This window comes from Micromonospora sp. NPDC048930 (assembly GCF_043197935.1).
Taxonomy (GTDB): domain Bacteria; phylum Actinomycetota; class Actinomycetes; order Mycobacteriales; family Micromonosporaceae; genus Micromonospora.
In genome coordinates, this window is the sequence record NZ_JBICUB010000003.1 from 306556 (window position 1) to 321479 (window position 14924).

Consider the following 14924-nt stretch of genomic DNA (forward strand, 5'->3'; position numbering starts at 1 on the left):
TCACACCCCGAACCGACCCCGGCGGGTACGGCAGGGACGCCGACGCAACCGGCGGCCTTCACCGTCCTAGGAGGAGACCGTGAGAATCCGCCGCAGTCGACTGACCCCCCTGCTCGCCGCGGCCGTCGGCCTGGTGGCCGCCGGCGCCTTCACCGTCCCGGCCTCGGCCGCCCCGGCCGGCTACACCGCCGCCCAGCTCGCCCAGGTCGACGCCGCCGTGGCGGCCTCCGGGGTCGACGGCATCGCCTGGCACGTGGACGCGGCGGCGAACCGGGTCGTGGTGACCGCCGACGAGAGCGTCTCCGCCGCCGAACTCGCCACGCTCAAGAAGAGCGCCGGCGCCCAGGCCGGCGCGATCCGGGTCGACCGGGCCAAGGGCACCTTCCGCCCGCTGCTCTCCGCCGGTGACGCCATCTACGGCGGCCAGTACCGCTGCTCGCTCGGCTTCAACGTCGTCAAGTCCGGCGTCTACTACTTCCTCACCGCCGGGCACTGCGGCGACGTCGCCAACACCTGGTACACCAATTCCAGCCACACCACGCTCATCGGCCCGACCATCGGCTCCAGCTTCCCGGGCAACGACTACGCGCTGGTGCGCTACGACAACACCGGGCTGACCCACCCCGGCGGCTACACCGCGGCCAACGCGTTCGTGGGTGAGGCGGTCAAGCGGACCGGCTCCACCACCGGCACCCACAGCGGCACGGTCACCGCGCTCAACGTCACGGTCCGCTACGTCGGCAGCGGCACCGTCAAAGGCATGATCCAGACCACCGTCTGCGCCGAGCCGGGCGACTCCGGCGGTCCGCTCTACGACGGCACCAAGGCGCTCGGCATCACCTCCGGCGGCAGCGGTGACTGCCGGTCCGGCGGCACCACCTTCTACCAGCCCGTCCCGGAGGCGGCCAGCGCGTACGGCGTGACCGTCTACTGATCCACCGCCGGCCCGCGCCGGCACCGGGGACCCGCATCCCACCCGGGGTGCGGGTCCCTTCCGTGTGCGGACCGGCCGGACGGGGCGCCGGGCGGCGGAGCCCGGCCGCCACCTGATCCGGCAGGCCGTGCCGTCGATCGGTCAGCCGACCCACCGCCCCGCGGCGGGGTGCGCCTCCACCGATCCTTACGGCCACCCCGCCGGTCGGCGGGCGCGCGTCCCGATCGGCGCGCCGCGCCCGCCACCCGGGCACCCCGAACGCTGATTGCCGACTCACACCTTGCCGCCGCTGTCCCCGCTTTCGACAGTGGATCCAGGCTGCGCCGCAGGTCAGCCGCGGCGGCCGAGGTGACGGCACGCCGGCGTGACGCCGAGCGCCGGCCCGAGCAGAGAGCGGAGGCACCGGGGATGGACACCGCCGTTGTGGACCCCGACTACCAGGTGACCGACTTCGAGGAGGACGACGACCCCGAGTCGCTGGTCGGGGACGAGATCGAGTTCGACCTGTCGGCGGACGAGGAGCAGTGACGTGAGCGCGCACCTGGCCCCCGCCCTGCGCGTCCTGCGCGACGAGATCAACACCCGGTGGCCGCACCGGGACCGCAGCTCGGACGGCTGGATCGGCGACGCCGCCCACCAGGCCCGCCGCTCGGACCACAACCCGGACGCCGACGACCGCTCGGTCAACGCCCTGGACGTGGACGTCGACGGCATCGACCCGCTGCTGGTGGTCCGGCACGCCATCACCCACCCGTCCTGCCAGTACGTCATTTACAACCGGGTGATCTGGAGCCGCACCCGCGGCTTCACCGCCGCCCGCTACACCGGCCCCAACCCGCACAACAAGCACCTGCACGTCAGCGTCAGCCACCAGCGGGCGCTCGAGGACAGCACGCGGCCCTGGGGCATCGTCACCGCGCGGACGACCAGGCTCGGCGACCGGGTGCTGCGGGACGGCTGCCGGGGCAGCGACGTACGCGAGCTGCAGACCCTGGCCAACCGGCTCGGCGCCGGCCTCGCGGTGGACGGCTCCTTCGGCCCGAAGACCACGGCCTGGGTGCGCACCTTCCAGAAGGCCCGGTCGCTGGCCGTGGACGGCGTGGTCGGCCCGGCCACCGTCGCCGCCCTGCGCAAGGCCACCACCACGCCGCCCCGGCCGCCGTCGGGGCACCGCCCGGGCTCCCGTACCGTCCGCTGCGGCTGCGCGGGCGAGGACGTCGCCTTCGTCCGGCGGTTCATCGGCAGCCGGTGCGGTGGGCCGGGCACCGACTTCGACGCCGGCACCGAGGCGGGTGTCCGCTGGTACCAGCGGATGCGCGGGCTCACCGCCGACGGGATCGTCGGCCCGCTCACCTGGAAGCAGATGGGCGTCCGGGTCACCTACTGACCCGGACGCCCGCGGCTCAGCTCTGGCGCAGCGCCGGCATCGGCACCGGGACGGCGAGGGCGGTCGCCCCGGCGCCGGCCCCCCGCTCGCAGGTGTTCGGCGGCACCGTGCCGATGCCCCGGGTCGAGGGACGCTCGGCGGCCCAGAACATGAAGCCGAGCATGCCGGCGGTGGCGCCCGCGCCGTTGGGCGCGACGCTCTGCACGTACGGGGCGGCGGCCTTCTGCACCGAGTTGGCGTAGTCGACGCACTCCGGCAGCGGCTTGCCGCCGTAGGCGATATAGACGCCGCCGGTGAACTTCGCCGGGGCGAGCGGCGGCACCGGGGGGCTGTACTGCGGCTTGCCGTCGACGTGCTCCTGCCAGCTGGCCTGCGAGGTGCTGGCCGAGACGGGGCGGGCGGACACCATCGCGTTGGCGTAGTCCAGGACCGGGGCGTCGGTGCGCAGCCAGTCGGCGGTGGCCTTGCGGTTGAGGTCGATCAGCCAGCGGTCGCCGGCGGCGACGTCGATGGTGAGCCGCGCCTCGGGCCGGGCGCCGGTCGCGTCGTACGGGTGGACCGCCCGGTAGGCGGTGATGAAGGACTGCAGTCCGGCGAGGTTCGGGCCGGTGTTCTGCTCGTAGTCGATCTCGATACCGACGCCGAGTTGGGTGGCGACCGCGGCGGCCCGCTGACCGAGCAGGGTGGGGTTGTCCGCGAGTGCGGCGTCCCAGTCGTCGGTGTAGGTGATGCCGCCGATGGAGAGCATCACCCGGACGCCGCGCGCGGTGAAGTACTGCACGATCTCGGCGGTCATGCCGCGCGGCACGCCGCCCAGGGTGGTGGCGTCGGTGGTCTGGTGCAGCAGGTCCAGCGGGTTGACGAAGCTCAGCACCACCAGGTTGACCGAGGGCCGCCCGTCGCCGCGGTCGATCAGCCAGTGGTTCTGGCTGTCGAACTCGGCGACCGTACGCGGGGTGGTCCAGGTGCAGTAGTCGTTGCCGCAGTGCCAGGCGCCGTAGATCTGGACGGGCGTGGCGGCCAGCGGCGTGGGGGCCGGTCGGGCCGGGGGCGCGGCGGCGGCCGGGGTGGCGGTGGCGAGGGTGAGCAGGAGCGCGGCCAAGGGTACCGAGCGTCGCATTGGGGACCTCCCCGATCGATCAGTACGCCTTGTTTACAGTAGGGCGCTGATCCACGTCAATGCATGGCGGCGACTTCGGCGCGCACCCACCGTTGGAAGGCCCGGGCCTCGGGTCCACTCGGCGCCGGGCCGCCCCGCCGGGCCGCGACCGCCCGGCCGATCAGGTCGGCGTGCCAGCCCCGCTCGACCAGCCACCGCCCGGCGTCCACCTTGCCCAGCCAGGTCCCGGTACGCGCCCGGACCAGCGAGCGGCAGGCGCCCAGCACGGCGTCCTCGGTGCCGGGCGCCGGGGCGTCGCCCTCCGGTGTGGGCAGCGCCAGCCACCAGTCCAGCGCGGTCACCAGCAGCCGGCGCAGGTCCGCCGGGGCGGGGTCGGCGAACACCTCGGACGCGGGCGGGCCGAGCAGAGCCAGCCCGGACTGGCGCAGGATGCTGCGGTCGAGGGCGTACCAGAACCGCCCGTCCGCGGCCGGCCGGTCGGCCGGGTCGTACGTGGCGCGGAACGGCATGGTCGCGCCGGTGTTGAGTTCGACCTCGAACCCCGGATCGGGCGTGCCGGAGGCGGCCACCTCCCGCCGGTAGACGACCAGTTCGAGGCCGCGCGCCGGGCAGCGGAGCGACTCATGCCGCAGCCGCGCCACCAGCGCCCGCTTCGCCGGCCCGGCCACCGGCCGGTCGACCACCAGGGCCACGTCCACGTCGCTGCGCCCCGGCTGGTACGCGCCCAGCCCCACCGAGCCGGCCGCGTACGCGCCGACCAGGTCGTCGCCGAGCACCGCCCGGGCGGTGTCGACCAGCGCGGCCAGGTAGTCGCGTACCTCCTCGTCCATGCCCGCCATCCTGCCCGCCGTCGCGGCGCCCGGTCAGTCCGCCCCGGCGTACGCCCGGACCGAGCCGCGCACGGTCACCCCGACCTGCGCCCCGGCGGGCAGCGCCGCGCCCTCGTCGAGGGTGCGGGCGGTGAGCAGGGTGCCGTCGGCCAGCCGCAACGTGGTCAGCGCGTCGTGCCCGTGGAAGGCCTGCCGGACCACCGTGGCGGCCGACCCGCCGGCGGGGGCGAGGCGGAGCTGTTCGGGGCGGATCAGCACGGTGGCGGCGCCGCCGACGGCCCGGCCGCGCAGCGGGAGCCGGCCGAGCGGCGTGACCGCCCCGTCGGCGTCGACGGTGGCCGGCAGCAGCACCGCGTCGCCGACGAACCGGGCCACCCAGGGGGTCGCCGGGTCCCGGTAGACCTCGGCGGGCGCGCCGTGCTGGACGATCCGGCCGGCGTCCATCACCGCCACGGCGTCGGCCATGGACAGCGCCTCGGCCTGGTCGTGGGTGACCAGCACGGCGGTCGCCCCGTCGGCCCGCAGCGCCTGCCGGACGTCGGCGCGCAGCTCGGCCCGCAGCTGGGCGTCGAGCGCGCTGAACGGCTCGTCGAGCAGGACCAGCGGCGGGCGGGGCGCGAGCGCGCGGGCAACGGCGACCCGCTGCTGCTGGCCGCCCGAGAGCTGGTGCGGCATCCGGGCGCCGTACCCGGACAGCCCGACCAGGTCCAGCACCTCCTCGACCCGGCCGCCGCGGCGCTCGGCCCGGTCCAGGCCGTAGCCGACGTTGTCGGCGACGGACAGGTGGGGGAAGAGCGCGCCGTCCTGTGGCACCACGGCCACCCGGCGCCGGTGCGGTGGAAGGTGGGCGTGCCCGTCGGCCACCTGCCGGCCGGCGACCCGGACCGTCCCCGAGTCGACCCGCTCGAAACCGGCGACGCAGCGCAGCAGGGTGGTCTTGCCGCAGCCGGACGGGCCGAGCACCGCGACCAGGTCACCCCGGGGGACGTCGAGGTCGACGCCGGCCAGCGCCGCCACCGCGCCGTACGCCTTGGTGACCCCGGCCAGGGCCAGCATGGGCTCGGTCATCGGGCGCCTCCGGTGAGTCCGGTTCGGACGGCGAGCAGCCAGGTCGGCACGGCCGCGAGCGCCACCAGGATCGCGGCGTACGGGGCGGCGGCCGCGTACGCCGAGGAGTTGGTGTGGGTCCACAGCTCGGTGGCGAGGGTGTCCATGCCGGTGGGGCGCAGCAGCAGCGTGGCGGGCAGTTCCTTCATGCAGGTGAGGAACGTCAGCGCCGCGCCCGCGCCGATGCCGGGGAGGGTCAGCGGCAGGGTGACCGTGCGGAACACGGTGAACGGGCCCCGGCCCAGCGACCGGGCGGCCTCCTCGACGGCGGGTGGGCTCTGCGCCGCGGCGGAGGCCACCGCGCCGACCGCGAGGGGCAGGAACAACGTGGCGTACGCCAGGGCGAGCAGCCAGACGCTCTGGTAGAGCGGGTACACGACGTTGACGGCGAAGAACACCAGGGACAGGCCGATCACCACGCCGGGCAGCGCGTGAGCCACGTAGGTGAGACGGTCGAGCGCGGTGGCGACCCGGCCGGGTGCCCGCGCGGTGAGCAGCCCCAACGGCAGCGCGAGCAGCATCGAGAGCGCGGCGCCGGCGAGGGAGACCGACAGCGACGCGCCGGCCGCGGTGGCGACCTCGGCGAGCGAGCCGGGGCGGGACACCCCGGCCGCGAGCCAGCGGGCCAGGCCGGCCGCCGGCACGCCCAGCGCGAGCCCGCTGACCGCGAGCACGCCGAGCAGCGCCGGCCCACGCCAGCGGGCCAGCCGCAGCCGTACGGGCGGTCGGGTGGTGCCGCTGGCGTACCGGGCGTCGCGGGTCCGGGTGCTCAGCTCGCCGCCGATGAGCAGGACGCTGAGCAGCACCAGGACGGTGGAGAGCACGAGCGCCCCGGTGCGGTCGAAGCCGAGGTTGAACGCGGTGAAGATGGCCCGGGTGAAGGTGTCGACCCGGACGATGGAGACGGCGCCGAAGTCGCTGAGCACGTAGAGGGCGACCAGCAGCGCGCCGGCGGCGACGGCCGGACGGATCTGCCGCAGGGTCACCCCGAACAGGGTGGCCCACGGCCCGCGGCCCAGCGACCGGGACACCTCCTCCTGGCCGGGGTCGGCCCGGTGCAGCGCCGCCACGGTGGGCAGGAAGACGTACGGGTAGGAGCAGAGGGTGAGCAGCAGCGCGGCGGCCCAGAAGCCCTCGAAGCCGGTGACCGTGGCGGTCCACGCGAACCCGGCGACGTACGTCGGCACGGCCAGCGGCAGCGCGGCGAGCAGGCCGACGGCCCGCCGGGCGGGCAGATCGGTGCGGGCGACCAGCAGCCCGGTGGCGACGCCGAGCACCGTGCAGGCGGCGGTGACCACGGCGGCGAGGGCCAGGCTCCGTCCGGCCAGCACGGCGACCCGCGCGGTGAACAGCTCGGCGACGATCCGGTCCGGGCCCGCCTCGGCGGCCCGTACGCCCAGGTAGACCAGGGGCAGCAGGGCGACCGCCACGGCGGCGGCCGAGGCGGCGGTGAGGGCGGGCCGGCGGATCAGCCGGCGCGCCGACCGCCGGGCGGATGCCCGACGGCCGCCGGCCAGGAGGGTGCTCAGGCCAGCCCCGCTTCCTTGATCATGGTGACGGTGGCGTCGAGGGTGTCCAGGTCGTTCAGGTCGATCTTCGGCGCCTCGAGGGTGGCCAGCTGCGGCAGGCCCGGCGCGGCGGGCACCCCCGCCGCCAGGGGGTACTCGAAGGTCTGCGTGGCGAAGTAGGTCTGCGCCTCGGTACCGAGCAGGTAGTCGACCAGCGCCTTGGCGTCCGGGTCCTTTTCGGACCGCGCGAGCACGCCGATGCCGGCCGCGTTGACCAGGCCACCGGTGTCGCCGTCGGGGAAGAAGTGCAGCTTGGCCTTCAGCGTGTCGGGGCTGCCGCCGCGTTCCTTGGCCAGCTCGTACACGTAGTAGTGGTTGACCAGGCCGACGGCGAGGGTGCCGGCGTCGATGTCGGCGACGATCTGGACGTTGTTCTCGCGGATCTGCGGCTGGTTGGCCTTGAGCCCGGTGAGGAACTCGCGGGCCTTGGCGTCGCCGTGCTGCACCCGCAGCGCGGTGACGAACGCCTGGAACGAGCCGTTGGTGGGGGCGACGCCGACCCTGCCCTTCCACTTCGGATCGGTCAGCTCGAACACCGACGTCGGCAGCTGGGCGGCGGTGACCTGGTCGGTGTTGTAGGCGAGGACGCGGGAGCGGCCGCTGACGCCGACCCACCGCCCCGCGTGGTCCCGGTACGCCGCGGGCACCCGGTCGAGCTGCTCGGCGGAGAGGGGCGCGAAGAGGCCGGCCTTGCCGACCGCGCCGAGCGCCCCGGCGTCCTGGGCGAGGAAGGCGTCGGCGGGGCTGCGCTTCCCCTCCTCCAGCAGCTGCGCGGCCATCTGGGCCGTGGTGCCGTAGCGCACGTCGACGTCGATGCCGGTGGCCTTCTCGAACTTCTCCAACACCGGCTTGACGAGGGCTTCGCTGCGGCCGCTGTAGACGGTGAGCCGCTTGTCGCGGGGCTTGCCCGGGTCGCCGTCGGAACCGCCGCAGGCGGTCAGGGACACGAGTCCGGCCAGGGTGCTGGCCAGGACGAGACTGAGACGCGTTCGCACAGGTAAGGCTTACCTTACTCATGCGGATCGAAGCAAGCCACCCCCCATTGGATGTTAGGTGAGGCTCCCCTAACCTGTCGCCATGCGCCCGCACCCCCGCACCGAGCCGGCGCCGTTCGTCCGCGCCCTGGCCGGGCACGGCGACCGGCCGGCACTGATCACCGCCGACGGCCGGCTCAGCTACGCCGAGCTGGCCGATCGGGTCGACGCGTTCGCCGCCCGGCTCGGCCCGGAACGCCGGCTGGTGCTGCTCGCCGGCGCGAACCGGGTCGAGGAGCTGGTCGCGTACCTGGCGGCGCTGGCCGGCGGGCACCCGCTGCTGCTGGTCCCCGGCGACTCCGGCGCCGCGACCGCCGAGCTGACCCAGGCGTACGACCCCGACGTGGTGATCCGGCGGGTCGACGGCGACCTCGTCGTCGACGAGCGCCGCCCCGGCACCCGGCACGAGCTGCACCCGGAGCTGGCGCTGCTGCTCAGCACCTCGGGGTCGACCGGCTCCCCCAAGCTGGTCCGGCTCTCCTCGGCCAACCTCCAGGCCAACGCCGAGTCCATCGCCGGTTACCTCGACATCCGCGACACCGACCGGGCCGCCACCACCCTGCCGCTGCACTACTGCTACGGCCTGTCGGTGGTGAACAGCCACCTGCTGCGCGGGGCGGCGCTGCTGCTCACCGGGCTCTCGGTCACCGACGGCCGCTTCTGGGAGCTGTTCCGGGCCGAGCGCGGCACCAGCCTGGCCGGCGTGCCGTACACCTTCGACCTGTTGGACCGGGGCGGCTTCGACCGGATGCGGCTACCGCACCTGCGCGTCGTCACCCAGGCCGGTGGCCGGCTCGAGCCGGACCGGGTGGTCCGGTACGCCGCCCTCGGCCGCCGCCGCGGCTGGCGCTTCTTCGTCATGTACGGGCAGACGGAGGCGACCGCGCGGATGGCGTACCTGCCGCCGGAGCTGGCCGAGCGCCGCCCGGAGGCGGTCGGGGTGCCGGTCCCCGGCGGCTCCTTCCGGCTGCGCCCCCTGGCGGACCACCCCGAGCCGGACACCGGCGAGCTGGTCTACACCGGGCCGAACGTGATGCTCGGCTACGCCGAGCGTCCCGCCGACCTGGCCCTCGGGCGCACCGTCCACGAACTGCACACCGGGGACGTGGCCCGACGCGGGCCGGACGGCCTCTACGAGATCGTCGGCCGGGTCGCCGGGTTCGTGAAGATCTTCGGCCTGCGGGTCGACCCGCACCGCGTCGAGGAGCGGCTGCGGCGCTCGGGCGTCGAGGCGTACTGCGTCGGCACGGACCGGGAGCTGGTGGTGGCCGCGACCGGCGGTCACCACCCCGAGCGGGTACGGCGGCTGGCCGCCGAGGCGGCCGGGCTGCCGGCCCGCGTGGTCCGCGCGCACCTGCTGGCCGAGCTGCCCCGGCTGGCCAACGGCAAGCCCGACCGGGCCGCCGTGCACGCCCTCGGTGCGCCGCCGCCGGCCGCTCCGACGCCCACCGGGGCCGGCACCGACCAGCTCTGCCGGCTCTACGCGGAGCTGCTCGACCAGCCCGAGGTGCACCCCGACCAGAGTTTCGTGGACCTGGGCGGCGACTCGCTGTCCTACGTGGCGGCCTCCGTCCGGCTGGAGGAACTCCTGGGCGACCTGCCCACCGACTGGCACACCAGGCCGATCCGGGAGCTGGCCCGGCCCGAGCCGGTCCGGCCCACCCGGCGACGCGCGCTGGAGACCAGCGTGGCGCTGCGGGCCCTGGCCATCGTCGCCATCGTCGGCTCGCACATCCCGGTCTTCACCGTCAAGGGCGGGGCGCACCTGCTGCTCGCCGTCGCGGGGTTCAACTTCGCCCGCTTCCAGCTCACCGCCGCGCCCCGACCGGCCCGGGTACGCGCGGCGCTGCGCGGCACCGCCCGCCTCGTCCTGCCGTCGGTGGTCTGGATCGCCCTGGCCGGCGCGCTCACCGGCGACTACACGCTGACCAACGCGCTGCTGCTCAACAGCGTCCGCGGCCCGCACGACGGGGCGACCGAGTGGCACTTCTGGTTCATCGAGGCGCTGGTCTACATCCTGCTCGCCGGCACCGCGCTGCTCGCCGTGCCGGCGGTCGACCGGATCGAGCGCCGCTTTCCGTTCGGGCTGCCGCTGGTCCTCGCCGGGCTCGGCCTGGTCACCCGCTACGACCTGCCCGGCCTCGCCCGGTACGGGCAGGTGCCCGACGCGTTGACGGTCGGCTGGCTCTTCGCGCTGGGCTGGGCGGCTGCCCGGGCCACCCGGACCGCACAGCGGGTGGTGGTCACCGCCGCCGCCGCGCTCACCGTGCCCGGGCTCTTCGGCCAGCCGTACCGGGAGGCGTTCGTGGTCGCCGGGTTCGCCCTGCTGGTCTGGGTGCCCCGGCTGCCCGGCCGGCCCGTGGTCAACCGGGTGGCCGCCACGCTCGCCGGCAGCTCGCTGTTCATCTACCTGACCCACTGGCAGGTGCTGCCGGTGGTGGGGTCGTGGTCCCGGTGGTTGGCCCTGGTCGCCTCGCTCGCCGTCGGGATCGGCGCCGCGGCAGGGGCCCGGCGGTTGACCCGGGCCTTGGCGGGACACCGGCCAGTCGGGGCAGCAGACGGTCAACGCGCCGGGCACGACCTTCACCTTGAGCCGCTTCGCCGTCGACCGCGCACCCCCGTCCAGCTCGTACGTCTTCGGGGCGGCGAAGCGCACCCGGACCTTGCGCCCGCGGGTGACGCGCACGAACGGTGAGTCCGCGGAGCGCCCGGCGGCCATCCGGCTCAGCGTCCGGGCCCAGTCGATGGCGCCGCTGGCGGTGGAGACCCCGATCTCCAGGGCACCGTCGTCGGGGCGGGCGTCGTCGAAGGCGGGGATGCCACCGGTGATCGTGCCGACGTTGCCGAAGAGCACGCAGCTCGCCTCGCCGTCGAACCAGTCGGCGCCGTCCACCCGGATCCGGGTGTGGACGCACTCGCCCCGCACGTGCCGCAGCCCGGTCCAGACGTACGCGACCCGGCCCAGCCGGCCCTTGAGCTTGCGGTCGGCCTCCCGGATCAGGTCGCCGTCGAAGCCCGCGCCGGCCATCACCGCGAAGTGCTCCCCGTTGAGCCGGCCCAGATCCAGCCTGCGCCGCCGCCCGTACAGCGCGATCCGGAGCGCCTCCGGCAGGTCCGTGGGGATGCCGAGGTTGCCGGCGAAGAGGTTGGCGGTGCCGGCCGGCAGGATCCCCATCGGCACGCCCACACCGGCCAGCGCGTCGGCGCAGCGCTGCACCATCCCGTCGCCGCCCCAGACCAGGATCAGCTCGGCGCCCTCGTCGAGCGCCCGGCGCACCTTCTTCGGCGCCTTGCGGCTCTTCGGCACCTCGTACCAGAGGAGCGTCCCGATCCCGGCCGCGACCAGGCTGGTCCGCAGCTCGTCGAGGCCGCCACCGAGGGTCTTTTTCCGGTGGGCGACGACCGCGACGACACCGGCCGGTGGGGCGGAGGGGGCGTCGGCGGGGCGGTCGACCGTGCGCGTGCTCATGGGCCCGGTGGTACCCAACGGCCACGACTCCCACGCCTGTCGCCAACACGACGCGCCCGTCGACGAGCCGCAGGCTGTGATCGGGCGACCGCTTTCGGTAGAGTACGGGCGTTGATCGTCGGCGCTGACCGGCGACCGGAGAGGGCCGGGATGACTCGACGGGGCGGGCAGCTGACGCGGGTCGCGCTGCGCCTCGGGCTGCTGCTCGGCGGGGTCGTCGGGGCGTGGGGCGCGCACGAGATCGCGACCGCCGACGCCGCGTACGCCGCCGAAGCGCCCGCCCCGGTCAGCACCACCGTCGACCTGGTCACCGACCTGCTCGGCCCGCTGCTCGACGCCGAGCAGATCGCCGCTCCGGCGGCACCGGGCCGCACGACACCCGAGCAGCCGGCGCCGGTCACCCGCACACCCCCGTCGCGGCAGGTGCCCACGGTCCGACCGGCCCGGCCCGCGCAGACGGACCGTCCGCCGACCCCGGCCGGGGCTCCCGGACCGTCGACGTCCGCCAGTGACCCAATCCGTCCGGTCACCCGGCCCGCGCCGGCTCCGGGCGGCCCGGCCGCCGGCACCCCGGGACCCGTCGCCGAGCCGGTGGGGGGCGGGGTGCTGGCCCCGGTCGCCGGCGCGCTGCGCCCGGTCAAGGAAGGCCTCCTCGCCCCGGTCGCCGGCGCGCTGCGCCCGGTGACCGGCCCGGTCACGAACGGGCTCCTCCCGCCGGTGGCCGGCGTCCTGCGCCCGGTGACCGGGCCGCTCGGGCCGGTCGTGGCGCCGGTGTGGGACGGGCTGAAGCCGGTGCTCGACCCGCTCGACCCGGTGCTCGACCCGCTCGACCCGGTGCTGGGGCCACTGCATCCGGGGCCGCCGGTCCGGCCCCCGGCCGTCGACCCGCCGGCGGCGCCGCCCGCCGCGCCCACACCCGTCGGCGAGGCGGCCGGCAAGGCATCCCCGACCCGGCCGGCCGTGCAGCCCGTCCTGGTGCCGGCGGCGGTTCCCGGACACGCCGCGGCACCGTCGAGCGCCACCCCGGACGAGCCGACCCCGGCCCGGCCGGGCCGACCGGGCCACCCCCAGCCGCTCCGGTCGGACCTCGCCCAGCTGCCCGGCACTCCCGCCCCGGGCCCGACCGGCGCCGGCGCCGCGGGCGCCGGGCACGGCGAGCTGGCCGACGCCTCCGCCTCCGACTGGGCGCCGCCCGCCGAGTCGGGACGCCGGTGCCACCCGAGCGGCGGCGACGTCCTCGCGTCCCGCTCGCCCCGACCGGGCACCCGACCCGCCTGACCGACGAGCCGGTGCGGTCCGCGCCCGCGGACGGCACCGGCGGCTCCGCGTACCTGCCTGCCTCACGGCCCCTGGTGGCCCGCGCCGGCCCGCGGAGAACCCGCGCCACGCCGGCGGTCCCTCCGAACTGACTTATCACGTTGTGACCAGGAGACACCCCATGAGCGTGAGCATGCCCGTCGTCCGGGCCCGGTGGTACGACACCGGTCGAATCGTCGATCTCGTCACCGATGCCCTCTCCCCGACCGCCCTCGGCGCCTGGCTCGTCCCGGACGGGCGGCAGCGGCCGGTGGTGCTCGCCGCCGCGGCCCGGATCTGGGTCGAACACGCGCTGCTGTTCGGCGACGCGTTCCTGCTCCAGGACGGTACGGCGGCGGCGGTCTGGTTCCACCGCTACCGCCCCATCCCGCCCCCGCCCCGGTACGCCGACCGGCTCGGCCAGGCGTGCGGCGCGTACCAGGAGCGGTTCCTCCACTTCGACCGGGCGCTCGCCGCGCGGCGCCCGGTCGAGCCGCACAACCACCTGGCAATGCTGGCGGCGCCGGGGCCGGACGGGATCCGGCGGGCCGGCGCGGTGCTGGCCGGCGCGCAGCGCTGGATGGACACGCTCAGCCTGCCCACCTACGCGGAGGCCCTCACCGACGCCGAGCGGGAGCTGTTCCGGCGGCAGGGCTACCAGGACCGGGACGTCTTCCCGGTCCCGGGCGACGCGGTCGCGTGGTCGATGTGGCGGCTGTCGCCGTTCTGGACCGGCCGGTCCAGCGGCAACGTCCGCTGGCCGGGCCGGCGGAGCCCGGTCCGGGGCCGCAACGGCCGGCCGGCGGCGGTGCTGAGACCGGCCTGACCGGCGGCCGGACAGGGCCGGGGCGGCCCCTCGCGAGGGGGACCGCCCCGGTCGTCGTCGGTCAGCGCAGCGGCGGATCCGCGTACGTCACCAGTTCGAGGGCCTGCTCGGGGAACCAGGCCCCGGCGGCCGGGTCGGCGATGCCGCCCCGGGCCGGGTCGTGCCCGGTGCCGGTGCCCCGGTCGCACTGCCCGTCGGACTGGCCGGGCGTCTTCACCCAGAGGAACGCGTCGGCGAGCGGGTCGCCGGTGGCGGTGGTGGGGCGCAGCCCCAGGCCCCGCCCGGGCGGGTTGCACCAGGTCTGCGGGTCGGGCCAGGACACCCCGGCCGGCGGCGTCCACGGGCCCCGTCCGTTGCGGCTGGTGTCCACCACGAAGTGGGCGAGCCGGTCGGCCGGCACGTCTCCGACGTTCTCCGCGTACCAGGCGTCGGTGCGGCCCCAGGTGCTGAAGTCGGCCGGGTCGGCCGGGTAGTACTGGCTGGCGCACCAGTCGAAGTGACCGCGCGCCCAGTCGGGCCCGGCGGTGCCGTAGTGGACGCACTTGGCGATCCAGTTGCCGAACTTGAGCTGCCGCTCGGTGGTCTCGTAGTTGGAGACGTTGAGGAAGAAGCCGTCGGCCTTGCCGACGCCCGCCTTGACCAGCCGGTCGGCGATGTCGCCGACGCCGAGCCAGGCGCTGTGCGTGCCGTCCAGGTAGACGCTGGTGCGGGGCAGCGCGGTCAGCACGTCGACGGCGTGGCGGAGCATGGCGAACCGGTCGGCGGCGGCGGTCGCCAGGTCGGCCTCGGCCGGCCGGCACCACTCCTGGTTGCCGTTGATGGTGGTGTACCAGGGGATGATGCCCAGCCCGTCCGGCTCCAGCATGACGGCCACCTCGTGGTCGCCGATGCCGGCCGCGAGGGCGTCGATCCACGCCTCGTACTCGGCCACCGAGGTGGCGCCCCCCGCCGAGTACTGCGCGCAGTCGCGGAACGGGATGTTGTACGCCACCAGCACCGGCACGGTCTGCTTGCCGGCGGCCCGGCTCACCTCGGCCTGGACGGACTGGGTCAGCGCGTGCCCGGAGCCGCCGGTCACCCAGACCGCCTGGGGCGTACGGATCATGGTGCGCAGCGCGGCCGCCCGCTGGTGCTGCCCGGCGGCGGTCAGCTCGGCGATCTGTGCGACGGCCCCGTGGTCGGGGCGCGGGGTGTAGAAGGTGACGCCGTCGGGGATGGCCGCGCCGGCCGGCACGGCGGGGACGGCCAGGGCCGCGGCGAGGGTCGCGACGGCGGCGACGCCGGTCGCGGCGCGCCGGCGCAAGGAGGTCAGGGCCACGTCGGTTGCTCCTGGTCGGACGGGGGAACGGTGCG

General features: G+C 75.8%; 11 protein-coding genes and 1 pseudogene. 5 read left to right on the forward strand and 7 right to left on the reverse strand.

The window, feature by feature from the left end; all coding sequences use genetic code 11:
• Positions 1–79 precede the first annotated feature (79 nt).
• Entirely contained in the window at positions 80–934 is an 855-nt protein-coding gene (locus ACGFI9_RS10315; RefSeq protein ID WP_393177200.1) for a S1 family peptidase, read from the forward strand.
• Between the two features lie 529 nt (positions 935–1463).
• Positions 1464–2321: a peptidoglycan-binding protein gene (locus tag ACGFI9_RS10320; protein ID WP_393177202.1), complete on the forward strand. Its 858-nt coding sequence runs from the start codon at positions 1464–1466 to the stop codon at positions 2319–2321.
• Between the two features lie 16 nt (positions 2322–2337).
• Here the strand turns inward: ACGFI9_RS10320 and ACGFI9_RS10325 are convergent, their stop codons facing one another.
• Genes ACGFI9_RS10325 through ACGFI9_RS10345 form a run of 5 tightly spaced genes read right to left on the reverse strand, consistent with a single transcriptional unit; the run spans position 2338 to position 7941 of the window.
• The gene (locus ACGFI9_RS10325) at positions 2338–3441 is read right to left on the reverse strand and encodes a hypothetical protein (RefSeq protein WP_393177204.1); all 1104 of its coding nucleotides are present in this window, start codon (positions 3439–3441) and stop codon (positions 2338–2340) included.
• 56 nt (positions 3442–3497) lie between these two features.
• Positions 3498–4271 (reverse strand): nucleotidyltransferase domain-containing protein, encoded by a 774-nt coding sequence (locus tag ACGFI9_RS10330; RefSeq protein WP_393177206.1) that lies wholly within the window; start codon positions 4269–4271, stop codon positions 3498–3500.
• 33 nt (positions 4272–4304) lie between these two features.
• Positions 4305–5339 carry an ABC transporter ATP-binding protein gene (locus tag ACGFI9_RS10335; protein WP_393177208.1) on the reverse strand — a complete coding sequence of 345 codons (1035 nt, stop codon included), beginning with the start codon at positions 5337–5339 and terminating at the stop codon, positions 4305–4307.
• Complete coding sequence (locus tag ACGFI9_RS10340) at positions 5336–6850, reverse strand: ABC transporter permease (protein WP_393177865.1); 1515 nt, start codon at positions 6848–6850, stop codon at positions 5336–5338. Before ACGFI9_RS10340 ends, ACGFI9_RS10335 begins: the two co-directional genes overlap by 4 nt.
• A gap of 53 nt (positions 6851–6903) precedes the next feature.
• Positions 6904–7941 carry an iron ABC transporter substrate-binding protein gene (locus tag ACGFI9_RS10345; RefSeq protein WP_393177210.1) on the reverse strand — a complete coding sequence of 346 codons (1038 nt, stop codon included), beginning with the start codon at positions 7939–7941 and terminating at the stop codon, positions 6904–6906.
• Between the two features lie 82 nt (positions 7942–8023).
• Between ACGFI9_RS10345 and ACGFI9_RS10350 the strand changes: the two genes are divergently transcribed.
• Positions 8024–10675, forward strand: a complete 2652-nt coding sequence (locus ACGFI9_RS10350; protein WP_393177212.1) for an AMP-binding protein — start codon at positions 8024–8026, stop codon at positions 10673–10675.
• Here ACGFI9_RS10350 and ACGFI9_RS10355 read toward each other — a convergent pair.
• Positions 10595–11449 (reverse strand): annotated as a pseudogene (locus ACGFI9_RS10355) (diacylglycerol/lipid kinase family protein); the annotation flags it as partial. The gene ACGFI9_RS10350 and the pseudogene ACGFI9_RS10355 sit on opposite strands and share 81 nt — an antisense overlap.
• A 150-nt stretch (positions 11450–11599) precedes the next feature.
• Here ACGFI9_RS10355 and ACGFI9_RS10360 point away from each other — a divergent pair.
• Positions 11600–12727 (forward strand): hypothetical protein, encoded by a 1128-nt coding sequence (locus ACGFI9_RS10360; RefSeq protein WP_393177214.1) that lies wholly within the window; start codon positions 11600–11602, stop codon positions 12725–12727.
• A gap of 160 nt (positions 12728–12887) precedes the next feature.
• A complete protein-coding gene (locus ACGFI9_RS10365; protein ID WP_393177216.1) occupies positions 12888–13571 on the forward strand; it encodes a hypothetical protein in 684 nt (227 codons plus the stop codon).
• Positions 13572–13632: 61 nt separating this feature from the next.
• On the opposite strand, the gene ACGFI9_RS10370 is transcribed toward ACGFI9_RS10365, so the two are convergent.
• The gene (locus ACGFI9_RS10370; protein ID WP_393177218.1) at positions 13633–14889 is read right to left on the reverse strand and encodes a glycoside hydrolase family 6 protein; all 1257 of its coding nucleotides are present in this window, start codon (positions 14887–14889) and stop codon (positions 13633–13635) included.
• Between the last annotated feature and the right edge of the window lie 35 nt (positions 14890–14924).

What these genes read in the sequence shown, in the direction of transcription:
- ACGFI9_RS10325 (WP_393177204.1), bottom strand. Translation starts at nt 3,441, where the DNA reads ATGCGACGCTCGGTACCCTTGGCCGCGCTCCTGCTCACCCTCGCCACC.
- ACGFI9_RS10330 (WP_393177206.1), bottom strand. Translation starts at nt 4,271, where the DNA reads ATGGACGAGGAGGTACGCGACTACCTGGCCGCGCTGGTCGACACCGCC.
- ACGFI9_RS10335 (WP_393177208.1), bottom strand. Translation starts at nt 5,339, where the DNA reads ATGACCGAGCCCATGCTGGCCCTGGCCGGGGTCACCAAGGCGTACGGC.
- ACGFI9_RS10350 (WP_393177212.1), top strand. Translation starts at nt 8,024, where the DNA reads ATGCGCCCGCACCCCCGCACCGAGCCGGCGCCGTTCGTCCGCGCCCTG.
- ACGFI9_RS10360 (WP_393177214.1), top strand. Translation starts at nt 11,600, where the DNA reads ATGACTCGACGGGGCGGGCAGCTGACGCGGGTCGCGCTGCGCCTCGGG.
- ACGFI9_RS10365 (WP_393177216.1), top strand. Translation starts at nt 12,888, where the DNA reads ATGAGCGTGAGCATGCCCGTCGTCCGGGCCCGGTGGTACGACACCGGT.